This is a genomic window from Roseateles oligotrophus (genome assembly GCF_014204525.1).
Taxonomy (GTDB): domain Bacteria; phylum Pseudomonadota; class Gammaproteobacteria; order Burkholderiales; family Burkholderiaceae_C; genus Paucibacter_A; species Paucibacter_A oligotrophus_A.
In genome coordinates this window covers 191,728-206,886 of sequence record NZ_JACHLP010000004.1, presented here as the reverse complement: position 1 = coordinate 206,886, position 15,159 = coordinate 191,728, and the positions used below count along the sequence as shown (strand labels likewise).

9 protein-coding genes and 1 other RNA gene are annotated in these 15,159 nt (G+C 67.2%); 5 read left to right on the top strand and 5 right to left on the bottom strand.

Translation table 11 applies throughout. The features are described from left to right. Nucleotides 1–58 precede the first annotated feature (58 nt). The 5 genes from HNP55_RS11045 to HNP55_RS11025 all read left to right on the top strand — a co-directional run bounded on the left by HNP55_RS11045 (nt 59) and on the right by HNP55_RS11025 (nt 7,017). A complete protein-coding gene (locus HNP55_RS11045; RefSeq protein WP_184299193.1) occupies nt 59–1,183 on the top strand; it encodes an AIR synthase-related protein in 1,125 nt (374 codons plus the stop codon). Between the two features lie 100 nt (nt 1,184–1,283). Then, an RNA gene (gene ffs, locus HNP55_RS11040) (signal recognition particle sRNA small type) lies at nt 1,284–1,380 on the top strand. A 354-nt stretch (nt 1,381–1,734) separates the two neighbouring features. Then, nucleotides 1,735–5,316 (top strand): response regulator, encoded by a 3,582-nt coding sequence (locus HNP55_RS11035; protein WP_184299191.1) that lies wholly within the window; start codon nt 1,735–1,737, stop codon nt 5,314–5,316. Between the two features lie 110 nt (nt 5,317–5,426). Continuing rightward, nucleotides 5,427–5,834, top strand: a complete 408-nt coding sequence (locus HNP55_RS11030; protein ID WP_184299189.1) for a two-component system response regulator — start codon at nt 5,427–5,429, stop codon at nt 5,832–5,834. A gap of 121 nt (nt 5,835–5,955) precedes the next feature. Beyond that, complete coding sequence (locus HNP55_RS11025; RefSeq protein ID WP_184299187.1) at nt 5,956–7,017, top strand: alpha/beta hydrolase; 1,062 nt, start codon at nt 5,956–5,958, stop codon at nt 7,015–7,017. Between the two features lie 13 nt (nt 7,018–7,030). Here HNP55_RS11025 and HNP55_RS11020 read toward each other — a convergent pair whose 3' ends face one another. The 5 genes from HNP55_RS11020 to HNP55_RS11000 all read right to left on the bottom strand — a co-directional run bounded on the left by HNP55_RS11020 (nt 7,031) and on the right by HNP55_RS11000 (nt 14,985). Further along, nucleotides 7,031–8,473 carry a coniferyl aldehyde dehydrogenase gene (locus tag HNP55_RS11020; protein ID WP_184299185.1) on the bottom strand — a complete coding sequence of 481 codons (1,443 nt, stop codon included), beginning with the start codon at nt 8,471–8,473 and terminating at the stop codon, nt 7,031–7,033. A gap of 26 nt (nt 8,474–8,499) precedes the next feature. After that, on the bottom strand, nt 8,500–9,963 hold the full coding sequence (locus HNP55_RS11015; protein ID WP_184299183.1) for a WS/DGAT/MGAT family O-acyltransferase: 1,464 nt from the start codon (nt 9,961–9,963) through the stop codon (nt 8,500–8,502). A gap of 24 nt (nt 9,964–9,987) precedes the next feature. After that, a complete protein-coding gene (locus HNP55_RS11010) occupies nt 9,988–11,604 on the bottom strand; it encodes a wax ester/triacylglycerol synthase family O-acyltransferase (RefSeq protein WP_184299181.1) in 1,617 nt (538 codons plus the stop codon). 28 nt (nt 11,605–11,632) lie between these two features. Next, on the bottom strand, nt 11,633–13,234 hold the full coding sequence (locus tag HNP55_RS11005) for a GMC family oxidoreductase (protein WP_184299179.1): 1,602 nt from the start codon (nt 13,232–13,234) through the stop codon (nt 11,633–11,635). Between the two features lie 116 nt (nt 13,235–13,350). Beyond that, entirely contained in the window at nt 13,351–14,985 is a 1,635-nt protein-coding gene (locus HNP55_RS11000; protein WP_184299177.1) for an AMP-binding protein, read from the bottom strand. Nucleotides 14,986–15,159: the final 174 nt, after the last annotated feature.

The window sequence follows — 15,159 nt, the reverse complement described above, 5'->3', positions numbered from 1 at the left end:
CAGCGGGTTCCGACAAGCTGCGCCGCGCAAGCCCAGACCTGACCGATAATCGCGCCCCATGAGCACGCATGCCCCCTCCTCTCCCGACACCCTCAGCTACGAACAAGCCGGGGTCAACTACGACCTGATCGACCCCCTGAAGATCAGCGCCCAGCGCGCGGCCGCCGCCACCGGCGCCCATCTGGCCGGCCATGGCTTCAGCGAGGTGCTGGCCTCGCGCGGCGAATCGGCCTATGTGGTCGACGTCGGACCCTTCTACATCGCCTCCATCGTCGAGTGCCTGGGCACCAAGACCCTGGTGGCCGACGAAATGCGCCAGCTGACCGGCAAGAGCTATTACGACGGCATCGCGCAAGACACCATCGCCATGGCCATCAATGACCTGATCACCGTGGGCGCCACGCCCCTGGTCGTGCAGGCTTACTGGGCGGCCGGCGGCTCCGACTGGTTCGGCGACAAGCAGCGCGCGCAAAGCCTGGTCGAAGGCTGGAAGCGTGCCTGCGACACCTGCCAGGTCGCCTGGGGCGGCGGCGAAACCCCCGCCCTGGCCGGCATCGTCGAGAGCGGCCGCATCGACCTGGCCGCCTCCTGCACCGGCCTGATCAATCCGAAAGAGCGCCTCTCGGTCGGCGACAAGCTGGCTGCCGGCGACGCCATCGTGCTGCTGGCCTCCAGCGGCATCCATGCCAACGGCCTGTCGCTGGCGCGCAAGCTGGTCGAGCGCCTGCCCCAGGGCTATCTGACCGAGATCGAAGCAGGCCTGACCTACGGCGAGGCCTTGCTGGCCCCGACCGTGCTGTACTCGCCGGTCACCGAAGCCCTGTTCAAGGCCGGCATCCAGCCGCATTACTGCGCCAATATCACCGGCCACGGCTGGCGCAAGCTGCTGCGCCACCCGGGCAAATTTACCTATCGCATCCACACCGTGCCGCCCGTGACAAAGGTGCTCAAGTTCATGCAAGAGCATGCCAAGCAGGACGACCGCGAGGCCTACTCCACGCTGAATATGGGCGCGGGCTTTGCGATCTTCGTGCCGGCGGCGGACGCTGCCCGCTGCGTCGAGGTGGCCAAGGCCTGCGGCATCGAGGCCTGGGTCGCGGGCCAGTTGGAAGAAGGCGAGAAGCAATTGCTGATCGAGCCGCTGAACATCCGCTTCAGCGACGATGATCTGCAACTGCGCTGACCCTCCTCCGCACATTTTTCGCAGCACAAAGGCCTCTTTCGAGGCCTTTTTTCATGGGCGAAGCCCAGAGCCCTCCCGGGCATCGCTTACAATGCGCCTCGACGGGCCTCCTCGCATGGAAGCGCGGCCAACCGGGTCAGATGGGGAACCAAGCAGCCCTAACCGTTGTGACCAGTGCCGGGGCAAGGCTCGTCAACCCCCCATCTCGCCTGAGGCCGTCTACGGCCGTTTCATTGCAGCGCAGCGCGCCGAACTCGTCGTTCCACCGCGCTGCCGCTCCAGGCAAAAATCCCCCAAGAAGTTCCAAGCAGTGCCCTGAGCATCGGCGCCGCGCGCACGCGTCTCGAGGAAGCTAACGTCCAATTGCCTGAACCCGTACCACGGCCGCGCCGCGCCGCCGGACAATTCGCCGCAGCGCCCCTCAGGTGTCGGTATTCCCGGACAAATGCCGCCGGAGTAACGCCCTAGTGGGCGCAATTGCGGCACACTCGCTGCTAGTCAAGGTTGGATGGCCTTGTTGAACTCATTCACGCGGGAAACCCAACACCGGCATGAGGCTCACGAGATCCAAGTTCTCTTACAACGTCTGGATTACGGCGGCGCTGATTTTGCTGCTGGGCCTGGCGTTCGCGATCTACGGCATGCTGGAAAAGCAGGTGGACAGCACCTTCGAAGCCCGCCACCGCTCGATCCTGCTGGCCAACGAGCTGCGCCAGTCCTCGGACGACCTGACCCGCATGGTCAGGACCTATGTGCTGACGCGGGACAAGCGCTACAAAGAGCATTACCAGGCCTTGCTGGACATACGCGACGGCAGACGGGGCCGGCCGGTCGAATACCCAGGCATCTACTGGGATCTGGTGGACACGAATCCGGAACGACTTTCGAGCACGCCCGGCCCCGCCACCCCGCTGCTGGACCTGATGCGCGATGCCGGCTTCACCGAGGCCGAGCTCAAGAAGCTGGCCGAGGCCAAGGCCAACTCCGACGGCCTGACCCGGGCCGAGTTCAACGCCATGCAGTGGATAGAGGCGCAAGGGCCCGATGCCGCCCGGCTGCACGAACAGGCCCAGCAAGTCCTGTTTGACGAGGACTACCACCGGGCCAAGGCCGCCATCATGGCGCCTATCGCCGAGTTTGACCGGATGGTGAGCGAGCGCACCCTGGCCGCCGTCCGCGAGGCCCAGCGCAAGGCGCTGCTGGTGCGCATCCTCTGCGCCCTGCTGGGCCTGGGCCTGATGGCCATGCTGATGCGCACGCACAAGACCTTGAAGACCACTCTTGGCGACTCGGTCGATGTGGTCTCCGAGCACATCCATCGCCTGGGCCGGCTGGATTTTTCCAGGACCATCATGGTCGGAGCCCAGCAGCAGGAGAGCGTGCTCGGCTGGCTGGCCCAGACCCAGGCCAAGCTGCGCGAGAACGAGCGGGAGCGCCAGCAATACGCCAGCGCCCAGCAAGACCGCGAGGACTTGATCAACCACATCATCGAATCCAGCCCGCTGAGCTTCATGCTGTCGGACCGCAGCGGCCGCGTCTTGATGGTCAACCAGGCTTACTACCAGTATTTCGGCGTGAACAAGGCCGAGCTGGGCAGCCTGATGGCGCAGGAGTTCTATGTCGACAAGCAGCAGCGCCAGATCCTGCTCGACACCCTCAGGCGGGACGGCGTCGTCGTCAATGCCGAGGTGCATTTCAGGCGCCGCGACGGCGGCGATTTCTGGGTCTACCTGAGCTTGTCGGCCCTGCAGCAGGCGGGCAAGGACTTGATGTGCGGCTGGTGCGTGGACATCACCGACCACAAGCTGGCGCAAGAGAATCTGCAACGCGCCAAGGAACTGGCCGACGAGGCCGCGCAGTCCAAGAGTTTGTTCCTGGCCAATATGAGCCATGAAATCCGCACGCCGATGAATGCCGTCATCGGCCTGTCCGAGCTGATGAGCCGCACCGAGTTGAACCCGCGGCAGCGCGACTACCTCGACAAGATCAAGCATTCCGGCCAGCACCTGCTGGGCATACTGAACGACATCCTGGACTTTTCCAAGGTCGAATCCGGCATGCTGGTGGCCGAGCAGCTCAGCTTCGAGCTTGAGACCGTGATGCAGAACCTGGCCAATCTGATCTCGCAAAAAGCGCAGGACAAGGGCCTGGAGCTGATCTTCCACATCGCCACCGACGTGCCGCCCCGCCTGCGCGGCGACCCCCTGCGCCTGGGCCAGATCCTGATCAACTACGCCAATAACGCGATCAAGTTCACCGAACACGGGGAGATCAATATCTCGGTCACGGTGCAGCAGCCCGCCAGCGGCCCGGCAGATCCCATCACCCTGCGCTTCGAGGTGCGCGACACCGGCGTGGGCCTCAGCCCCGAGCAGATGAGCCGCCTGTTCCAGAGCTTTTCCCAGGCCGACAGCTCCACCACCCGCAAATACGGCGGCACCGGCCTGGGCCTGGCCATCAGCAAGCGCCTGGCCGAGCTGATGGGCGGCCAGGCCGGTGTGCACAGCGCGCCCGATATGGGTGCCACCTTCTGGTTCAGCGCCCAACTCGGGGTGGAGGCGGCCGTGGACAGCCCCGCCCAGGCGCCCGCCCGCCTGGAGGCTTGCCGCGCCCTGGTGGTGGACGACAACAGCAATGCCGCCGAGGTGTTGCAGCAAATGCTGGAGGACCTCGGCCTGCGGGTCGCAAGCTGCCCCTCCGGCAAGGCCGCCCTGCTGGCCCTGGATCAGGCCGCGCAGGAGCAGATACCGTTCGAGCTGGTGCTGCTGGACTGGCAGATGCCCGAGATGGACGGCATCCAGACTGCCACCCGGATTCGCGAGCGCAACTACGCCAGACCGCCGCTGCAAATCATGGTCACCGCCCATGGCCGGGAAGATGTCTACGAGCAGGCGCGCGCCGCGGGCATTGGCGAGGTGCTGCACAAGCCGGTCACACCGACCATGCTGCTGGCCACCTTGAATCGCCTGCTCAGCCCCAGCAGCCGGCTGCCGGCCGGCCCACCGGGCGCCAACGAGGCCGAGGCGGCCTTGCAGCGTCTGCTCGCCCCCTTGCGAGGCGCCCGGCTCTTGCTGGTGGAAGACAATGAACTCAATCAGCAAGTCGCCTCCGAATTGCTGGAGGATGCCGGCTTCGTCGTCGAGATTGCCGGGGACGGATGCCAAGCCCTGGAGAGCTTGGGCAAGCAGCGCTACGACCTGGTCTTGATGGATATGCAGATGCCGGTGATGGACGGCGTTACGGCGACGCGCGAAATCCGCCGCCTGGGCCAGCACCCGCATCTCCCCATCCTGGCCATGACGGCCAATGCCATGCAGGCCGACCGGGACCGCTGCCTGGATGCCGGCATGAATGACTTCCTCAGCAAACCGATTGAACCCAGCGAGCTATGGAGCGCGCTGGCACGCTGGATCCAACCCCGCGGCGAGCTCGGCCAGCCACGCGCGAGCCTGCCGCGCAATGTCTTCGACGCCGGCGGCCTGGTGCGCGCCGAGCCTAGGGGCCAAGCCGAGCTGCCCTCGCACATCGACGGCATCGACCTGAGCCTGGGCCTGCGCCGGCTGAATGGCAAGACCAGCCTCTACCTGGAGCTGCTGCAAAAATTCATGCAGTCGCGCCGGCAGGCCCTGCTGGAGCTGCGCCAGCTGCTGCGGCAAGGCAATCGCGAGGACGCCGAGAGGCTCAGCCACACCTTGAAGGGGCTGGCCGGCAATATCGGCGCCACCGATCTGCAAACAGCCATGGCCGCGGTCGAGGCCGCCCTGCGCCAGGACAGCCCAGGCAGTGAGTTAGGCCCGCTCCTGGAGCTGGCCGAATTGCAGCATGAACGCGTGATTGCCGGCATCAGCCAGGCCCTGCCGCCGAACGCCCCGCCTGCGCAGCGGCAGGCCGCAAGCCCTGGGGCCGACCCGCCAGCCTCGGCCCAATTGATGCAGGCAGCCGCGCACCAGATGGCGGAGGCGCTGGCGCAGGACAGCACCGAGGCCTTGGACATCTTCAGCCAGCATCAAGCCAGCCTGCAGGCCTTGCTGGGAGGCCGGCTGCAGGCCTTCCAGGCCGCCTTGGGCGAATTCAATTTCGGCCAGGCCCTGGCCCTGCTCAACCAAGCCCGCGCCGATTCCGGCAAGATGTGAAACACGCGCCTGCTGTGCGCCGCCCCTGGTCCGCGCTTAGCGTCGGAGCAAGGCCTGGAAAGAACGGTGCCCAGCAAAGAATGACAAGAATCGCCCTGAGAGAATTGCCCATGACCCCTGCCAGTGAAGCCCCAGCGAAGCCCGTCATCCTGTTGGTGGACGACGCCCCGGAGAATCTCTTTTTGATCAGCTCCCTGCTGAAAGACAGCTACCGGGTCAAGGCCGCCACCAGCGGCAGCCGCGCGCTGGAGATCCTGGGCAATAGCCCGGAGGTGGGCCTGATCCTGCTGGACGTGATGATGCCGGTCATGGACGGCTACCAGGTCCTGCAGGCGATCAAGAGCAACCCGCTGACCCGCGACATCCCGGTGATCTTTCTCACCGCCCTGGGCGAGGGCTCGGACACCGCCCACGGCCTGGGCCTGGGCGCGAGCGACTACCTGTCCAAACCCGTGGACGCCCCGCTGCTGCTGCAAAGAGTCGGCCAGCATCTGCCGGCCCAGCCTGGCGGCCGCTGAGCAAGGGCAGTTTGTCCGCTGCGGCCATCGATTCGTCCACCCCGATCATTTCCAGGCCGCGGCGGCCCCGCGATAGTGGGCTTTGTCAGGCTCCCCCCGGGAGTGCCAAGCACACCACGCCATGAAACTGCCCCCCGCCCTGCTCCGCCACACATTCGCCCCCACGCTGCGCATATTGCGCGGCGTGCTCGAACATGCCGAGCCGGAGCAGCTGCGCGCCTGGGCCGCACGCACGGATGAGGCCTTGGGCATGGACCTGAGCGGCCTGCGCCAGCGCGAGCTGGCCCTGCCGCACTGCAGGGCGCGCTGGTTCGAGATCGAGGCTGCGCGCGCGGAGCGCGTCCTGCTCTATCTGCATGGCGGCGCCTTCATCACCGAAACGCCAGGTCTGCACGGCGGCCTGCTGGCCTGGCTGTGCCAGGCCACGCAATGCCAGGGCTTGATGCCCAGCTACCGGCTGGCGCCCGAGCACCGCTTCCCGGCCGCGCCCGACGATTGCCTGGACGCCTACCGCTGGCTGCTGGCCCAGGGCTACCAGGGCCGCAACATCGTGCTGGCCGGCGACTCGGCCGGCGGCAATCTGGCCCTCGGCCTGCTGCCACGGCTGCGCGATGCCGGCCTGTCCCTGCCGCTGTGCGTGATCGCTCTCTCGCCGCTGACCGACTGCACGCTCAGCGGCGGCTCCATCACCCGCAACAACGGCCTGGACCCCATGTTCAACACCCAGGCCATGCACCGCCTGGCCCCCGTCTACCTGCCCGACGAAGCAGCCCGCCGCGACCCGCTGGCCTCGCCCCTGCTGGCCGAGCTGCAGGGCTTGCCGCCCCTGCTGCTGCAGGTGGGCAGCTCGGAGCTGCTGCTCGATGATTCGCTGCGCTTCGCCGTGAAATACCCCGGCGCCCAGCTGCAGGTCTGGCACGACATGCCGCATGTGTTTCCGCTCTACCACTTCCTGCCCGAGGCGCTGCAAGCGCGGCAGCAGATGGCCGATTTCGTCAACGCCCAGTTCGCCAGCGCCGGGCGCGACGCCGCCCGGGAATCGACCCCGGGAACAGCCCCGGAGCCGGCCCCGCTGCCGCCACCGCCCGCCCAGCGCCCGGCGCCCTTGCCGGGCTGGGCGGGGCTGCTGCTGGCCGCGGCCGCCGCGCTAGCAGCGATCAGCTGCTTGCACTGGGCGGCCTGAGCGCCCCACCCGCTCAGGACTTGCGCTTGAGCATGAAGTTAAGCATCTTGCCGGCCGAGCCGCTATAGGGCGGCATCAGCATATCGAGCGAGCGCCAGGGGCTTTGCTTGAACACCGGGCGCAGCTTGGAGAAGGTCAGAAAACCCTCCAGGCCGTGGTAATGCCCCATGCCGCTGTGGCCGGTGCCGCCGAAGGGCAGCGAGTGCAGGCCGCCCTGCAGCACCGACTCATTGATGCCCACGCCGCCCGAGATGGTGTTGTTCAGGTAGTAGTCCTGCAAGGCCTTGTCATCGCTGTAGACGTAGAGGGCCAGCGGGCGGTGGCGGTCGCCGATGTACTCGACCACCTCCTCCTTGCTTGAGTAAGTCATGATAGGCAGCAGCGGGCCGAAGATCTCGCGCTGCATGATCTCCATGGACTCGGTGACGCCCAGCACGGCATGGGGCGGGAAGATGCGGCGTGCCGGGTCACCGCTCTGGCCCACGCAGAGATTGATGGCCGTCGCGCCGCGCGCCAGGGCATCGGCCAGCGTGGCCTGGATGCGATCGTACTGGCGCTGGTCGATGATGGCGGTGTAGTCGCCATTGAGGATGTCGGGATAGCGCTTGCCGGCGATGAGCTGGGCCTCGTGGATGAATTCGTCGATCCGGCCCTCGGGCAGCATCAGGTAATCGACATTGGTGCAGATCTGGCCGGCATTGAACATCTTGGCCCACATGATGCGCTCGGCCGCCTTCTTCATCGAGTAGTCGGGCCCGACGATGCAGGGTGACTTGCCGCCCAGCTCCAGCGTCACCGGCGTGAGGTTGCGGGCCGCATTGGCCATCACCGCCTTGCCGGTGGCCGGCGAGCCGGTGAAGAACAGGTGGTCGAAGGGCAGTTGGGTGAAGGCCGGCCCACGGCCGCCGCCGTCCTCGAAAAAGGCCAGCTTGTCCTCCGGGAAGTAGCGCGCCGCCAACTGCTTGAGCAGGCGGGCCAGGGTGCCGGAGTTCTCGCTCATCTTGACCATCACGCGGTTGCCGGCGGCAAAGGCACAGATCATGGGCTGGAAGGCCATGGCGATGGGGAAGTTCCAGGGCACGACGATGCCGACCACGCCGACCGGCTGCGGGAAGGTCCAGGCCTTGGCCAGCGGGTACTGGGTTAGGTCCACGCTGCGCTTGCTGGGCTTCATCCAGCCGCGCAGATGCTTGATCGCGTCCAGCGCCGCGTCCTGCGCGCCCAGCAGCTCGGCCAGCTTGGTCTCGAAGCTGGCGCGGCCGCCGTAGTCTTGGCTGACGGCCGAAATCAGCGCATCGTGGTTCTCGGCAATCAGCCGGTGCAGCTGGCGCAAGTCCTGGCGCCGCTCCTCATAGCTGGGGTTGCGCTTGCTGCGGTAGGCACGCTGTTGCCGCTCGTAGGTGGATTTGAATTCCGCGGGCATGTCCGGCACATCGGGGGTCACAAGCATATTCATGAGGTCTACCTCTCTGTTTCAAAAATTCAGGCATCCGGCCACGCGGCAGGCGCGGGTGCACGGCGGGCCCGTTTGGCCGGCGCCGGAGCCCGGGGTTTGGCGGCTGGCTTGCGCGGAACCGGCAGGCTCAGCGGCATCTGCTCCAGCTCGAGAAAGGCCTCGTCCAGATAGTCCAGCATGCGCTGCAGATGGGGCACGGCCTTGCGGCAGGCCACAAAGCCGAAAGACAGCTCGTCCCGATAGCTGGTGACGGTGATATTCATGGCCTGGTAGTCCACCGGGATGGACAGGGGGTAGCACTCGTCCAGGCGGGCGCCGTCGAGGTACTGCTGCTCGCGCGGGCCTGGCACATTGGAGATCACCAGATTGAAGCTCGGGCGCTGGGCGGCACGACCGCTGAGCACATCGATCCCCAAGGGCATCAGCAGGGTCGCGGCATAGGCCAGCTTGGCGCTGCGGCCCAGCGAGCGCAAACGTTCCTTGCCGGCCGTGGTGGAGGCCTTGATGCGGCGCAGCCGTTCGGCCACATCGGCCTCCTCGGTGGCCAGGTCGGCCAGAATCATGCCCACCTGGTTGCCGCCCGCGCTGCCCTCGGCGTGCAGGGACACCGGCACCATGGCCACCAGCGGCTTGTCCGGCAAGGCGTTCTGCGCGGTCAGATAACGCCGCAACACAGCGGCACTAAGAGCCAGGGTCACATCGTTGATGGTGAGCCCACCCGCCTGGCCGATGGCGCGAAAGCGCGCCATCGCGTAGCGCTGCGCGACGACGCGGCGTGCCCCCGTGACCTTGACGTTGAACAGCGTGGGCGGCGCCTGCAAGGGATGGACCCTGGCCTCGCCCCGCGCCGGCTTGCGCAGCAGGTCCACCAGGCCGCTGCGCAGGCCGGGCAGCAGCTCGCTGCCGATCTGCCAGACCTGGCGCAGGCGCGCGGACCAGTCCACGGCGGCATCGGCAGCACCCGCCACCACCGCCCCCATTCCATGCGCCTGGGCCCAGGGCGGCGGCTTGCGCTGCGCGGGATCGGTGGCGAAGGACTCGCTGATCAGCCGGATCGCGCTGACGCCGTCCACCAGCGCATGGTGGAGCTTGAAGTAGAGCGCGAAGCGGCCATCGGCCAGGCCCTCGATCAGGTAGACCTCCCACAGCGGCCGGCTGCGGTCCAGCAGGGTGCCGTGCAGGCGCGACACCAGGGCCAGCAGCTCCCGGATGCGGCCCGGCTCGGGCAGCGCCAGATGGCGCAGGTGGTAATCGACATCGAAGGCCTCATCGGTCTGCCAGGCCCAGCCGCTCATATGACCCTCCGGGTGCAGATTGAAGGGCGGCTCGGCCTGCAGATGACCGCGCCAGCGCTCGTAGAGCCGCTTCACATGGTCCGCAGCACTGCCGGGTGGCGGGCTGAAGATGTAAAGCCCGGCCACATGCATGGGCAGGCGGCGCCGCTCCAGCAGCAGGAAGGCGGCGTCCATCGGGGTCAGTTTCTTCGCCATGGCGATGCGCTCGGATCAAGTCTCTCAAACTGCCGCTGCACGCTTGCTGCGTGGGCTGGCGGGCGACGGGCGGCGCGTCTTGCCGGGGAAGGCGGCCGGCGTCTCAACGGCGGCCGGCTTGGCCGCGCGCTTGGGGGCACGCTTGGGAGCACGCACGGCGGGGGCGGCCGCGGCGCTCTTGCGCGCAGGCTTGGGCGCAGGCCGCGCGCAGGCCGCGGCTTCCGCTGTGGCGGCCGCCAGCAGGCCCTGGAAACTGCTTTCGATGGCTTGGCGGAAGGCTTCCGGGTCGGGCAGCATCTTGCGGTCGGCCACCAGGCAGACCCACAGCACGCCGTTGTAGCTGAAGCCGGTGACGCTCAAGCCCATGCCGTTGAGCAGCATATTGATGGGCATGAAGGCCAGCAGCTGGGCGCCGGCCATGTACAGCGGCACGCTGGGGCCGCGCACATTGCTGACGGTGAGGTTGAGCTTGGGGATGATGAGGTTCTTCAGCGCCAGCTGGGCCGCCGCGCCGGGCAGCACGTCGAACAAGCGGCCGGCCAGGTCCTTGCCCAGCAACTCCATCTGCTGCTTGGCCACCCCGGCTGCGGCGTGGATCTTGCGCAGCCGCTGGCCATCGTCGTCCAGACCGGTGAACAGGGGCAGGACGGCCGTGCCGATCTGCACGCCGGCGTCGGCGTTCTTGACCTCGCCGCGCGTGGACACCGGCATCTGCGCATTCAGCGTCTCCTCGGGCAGCTCGCCCTTGCCCTTCAGGTAACGATGCAGGGCCCCGCCACACACGGCCATGAAGACATCGTTGACCGTGCTGCCGGGGCAGAGCTTGCGGATGGCCTGGATCTCGTCCAGCGGCAGCTTGAGCATCTCCACCACGCGGTGCGGCGACAGCGCCTCGTTGAAGCGGGTCTTGGGGGCTTTCCTGGGGTTCAGCTCCGCCTGCTCGGGCTCGACGCCGCTGCGCCAGGCCTCCAGCTGCTTCTTGCCCAAGCCCAGGGCCACGGGGGCCAGCTCGCGCACCAGCTTGGAGGCCAGCACCATGCGATTGAAGTTGTTGCCGACGGCGCGCGACAGCAGCTCCACCGCCGTCGGGTCCCGGTCGACCACGGTCACCGAGGCCTCGTCGCCGGACGCGGCCTTCAGCGTGGGGGCCGGCGAATGCAGGGCGCCGATCAGCGCGGCGCCGGCCTCGCCGTCGATAGCGGCGTGGTGGAACTTGGTATACATGGCGAAGGCACCCGGCGGCACGCCGGCAATATTGTCCAGGCCCTCGATGACATAGGCCTCCCAGGCCGGGCGCGACAGGTCCAGCGGGCGGGCGTGGATGCGCGCGATCTGTATGCACAGCTGGCGCCAGTCGCCCGGGTAGGGCAAGGCGATGTGGCGGATGTGGTATTCGATGTCGATGCCCGCATCGTCCACCCAGTGCGGCCGGTCCACATCCATGGGCACGCGCACCAGGCGGCGCTTGAAGATCTTGCTGACGTTCAGGCGCGCTTCGTAGAACTTCAGAATGTCCTTGAAACGCACCGCGCCGCCCGGCGCCGTGGCCGGGTCGTAGATGGCCAGGCCGGCCACATGGGCGGTCTGATTGCCCTTCTCCATCGCCAGGAACAGATTGTCGGTACCGTTGAGTTGCTTCATGGTCTCCTCCAGTTCAGGATGGGCCGGCTCAGGTGCCGGCAAGAATGAGCGCTGCGCACTTCTCGGAGATCATCACCGTCGGCGCCGTGGTATTGCCGCCGACGATGGTGGGCATCACCGAAGCGTCGGACACCCGCAGGCCCTGCAGACCCCGAACCCTGAGGCTGCGCGCATCGACCACGGCCTTGTCGTCGGTGCCCATGCGGCAGGTGCCCACCGGGTGGTAATTGGTGTCGGCGCGATCGCGGATCACGGCCTCCCAGTCGGCGTCGCTGCGGCAGTGGGCGGTGAACAAGTCCTGCTTGATGCGCGGCGCCAATTGGCGCGAGGCCTTGACGATGCGGTTCATGCGCTTGGCGCCTTCCACCATTTCGCGCACGTCCTCGGGGTGGTCGAAGAAGTTGGGATCGATGAGGGGGGCGTCCTGCCAGCGTGCGCTCCTGAGCTTGACGCTGCCGCGGCTCTTGGGGCGCAGGCACAGGATGTGGCAGGACAGGCCGTGGCGCGGCTCCAGCTTGCGCGCATGGTCCACCGCCAGGCCCACCACGAATTCGTACTGCACCTCGGGCCGCGGGCTTTGCGGGCCCAGCCGCATAAAGCCGTTGACCTCGGCGAAGTTGGAGGTGAACATGCCGCGCCGCTCGCGCTGGTAGCGCCGCCACTGGCCCAGCATGCCGAACAAGCCCTTGGGCGACATGCCCAGCAGCTGGGTGTCGGGGATGTGGTAGCCGAGAATGAAGTCCGGGTGGTCGGACAGCTGGTAGCCCAGCTCCGGCAGGTCATGCACGATGGGGATGCCCAGCGGCTGCAGATCGGCCGCCCGGCCCACACCCGAGAGCTGCAGCAGCTGCGGCGTCTGCAGCGCCCCGGCCGCCAGGATGACCTCCTTGCCAGCGCGGATGATGCGGGTCTTGCCCTCCTGCACCACCTCGACACCGACGGCCCGCTTGCCCTCGAACACGATGCGCGTGGCCTGGGTCTTGACCTGCACCGTGAGGTTTTTGCGTGCGTGCCGAACCGGCTCGATGAAGGCATTGGCGCTGGAATGGCGCTCGCCGTTCTTCTGCATCACCTGGGCGACGCTGAAGCCTTCCTGCTCGGCGCCGTTGGGGTCGACCTCGCGCATACCGGCCTCGCGCAGCATGTCGCCGATGAGCTGGTGGTAGCGGTTGTCGCTGCGCAGATTGGCCACATTGAGCTCGCCGCCCTGGCCGTGGAACTGGTCGCGTATGGCCTCGTTGTGCTCCGACTTGCGGAACAGCGGCAGCACATCCTGATAGCCCCAGCCCGGGCAGCCCATGGCCTCCCACTCGTCGTAATCGCCCGGATGGCCGCGCATATAAACCAGCGCATTGATGGCCGAGGAGCCCCCCAGGCCCCGGCCGCGCGGCTGGTAGCCGATGCGTCCATTCAGCCCCTTCTGGGGCACGGTGTCGAAAGCCCAGTTATAGGCATTCTTCTTGGGCACATTGGCGATCAACAGCAGGGGCACACGCACGGTGGCGGAGCGGTTGTCGCCGCCGGCCTCGATCAGGCAGACGCTGCTGCGCGGGTCGGCGGACAGGCGGTTGGCCACCGGGCAACCGCCCGGACCGCCGCCCACCACGATGTAGTCGTGTTGTTCATCCATGGCCTTGTCTCCTTTGTTGTATGTATGAAATCGGGGCGCAGGAAGGAGGTGTTGCTCAGCACACCTTTCCGGGATTGGGCCGGTGCCGCGGGGCTAGGGCCGGTCTGGCACGGCCCTCAATCCACATTGCGCAGCTCGCGCCGCAGGATCTTGCCGACCGTGGACTTGGGCAGGCCCGGCAGCAGGCGCACGATCTTGGGCACCTTGTAGGCCGCCATGCTGGCCTTGCAATGCGCGATCACCTCGGCCTCGCTGAGGCTGGCGCCGGCGGCGGCCACGACGAAGAGCTTGACGGCCTCGCCGCTCTTCTCGTCCGGCACGCCCACACAGGCACACTCGGCCACGCCGGGGCAGGCGGCCGCCACCGCCTCCACCTCGTTGGGGTAGACGTTGAAGCCCGAGACGATGACCATGTCCTTCTTGCGGTCCACGATGCGCAGAAAACCCTGGGCATCGAACTGGCCCACATCGCCGGTGCGGAAATAGCCGTCCGCCGTGAAGGCCTGGGCATTGGCCTCGGGCTTCTCCCAGTAGCCGCGCATCACCTGCGGGCCCTTGACGCAGACCTCGCCCGCCTCGCCGATGGCGACCTCGCGGTTCTCATCGTCCAGCAGCTTCACATCGGTGGAGGGCATGGGCAGGCCGGTGCTGCCGCTGAAGCTTTCGATAAAGGCCGGGTTGAAGGAGACCACGGGCGAGGTCTCCGATAGGCCATAGCCCTCGCGGATAAAGCTGCCCGTGATGGCCTGCCAGCGCTGCGAGGTCGCGCCTATCACCGCCGCCCCGCCGCCCACCGACAGGGCCAGGCGCGACCAGTCCACCTCGGCCAGCCGGGGATGGGCGGCCAGGCCGGCGAACAAGGTGTTGACGCCGGTGAAGACGGTGGGCCGGGCGGCCTTGAGCGTGTCGATGAAGCCGTCCAGATCGCGCGGGTTGGCCACCAGCCAGTTCTCCGCACCGACCGAGAAGTAGGAGAGGAAGTTCACCATCAGGGCGAAGATGTGGTACAGCGGGATGGCGGTGACGATGACCTCCTCACCCGGCCGCACCGCGCTGGGCATGAAGGCCTTGTACTGCTCGATATTGGCGACCAGATTGCGATGCGACAGCGCCGCCCCCTTGGACAGGCCGGTGGTGCCGCCGGTGTACTGCAGGAACAGCAAGTCATCACCGCCCACCGCCACCGGCGTGAGGCTCAGCGGCGCGCCTTGCGCCAGAGCCTGCGGCAGCGGCACGGTGGCCGGCAAGCGCGCATCGACGGCCGGGCCGGGCAGCTCGGCGCCACTGCCATCTGCCAGCCCGCAGCCGATGATGGTCTTGATGCCGGTCCTGGCCAGCACCTCGGCCAGCGTGGGGGTGGCGCCGTTGTAGATCACGATGACCTGCGCGCCGGCATCGTTGAGCTGGTGCTCCAGCTCGCGCGGCGTGTAGAGCGGGTTGACGTTGACCTGCACCGCGCCGATGCGAGCAATCGCCATGCACACGATGGGAAAGGCCAGGATATTGGGCAGCATCACCGCCACCCGATCGCCCTTGCCGACCCCGATCCGGCGCTGCAGATAGGCGGCGAAAGCCCTGGCCAGGCGGTCCACCTCGGCATAACTCAGTGTTTGCCCCAGGGCGTGCAAGGCCGGCTTGTCGGCGTAACACTGGACCGCGTCGTCGATCAGCACATTGATCGACGCGTAACGGTCTGGATCGATGTCGGCGGGGATGCTGCCGTAGGAATGCAGCCAATGTCTTGCGCTCATGTTTGCCTCCGATCTGATGGCTCGGACTGTGACGATGGCGCCCCGCTTTGGAAATGATCGCGGTGGACCAATTGATGATTTGATCGGACACCCCCCTGTTCAGGGCCCATGGGGAGGGCCCGGCCTGCGGGACAGTCCTAGGTGTTGGCAGTGCCGGAGCCGGGAACAATGGCG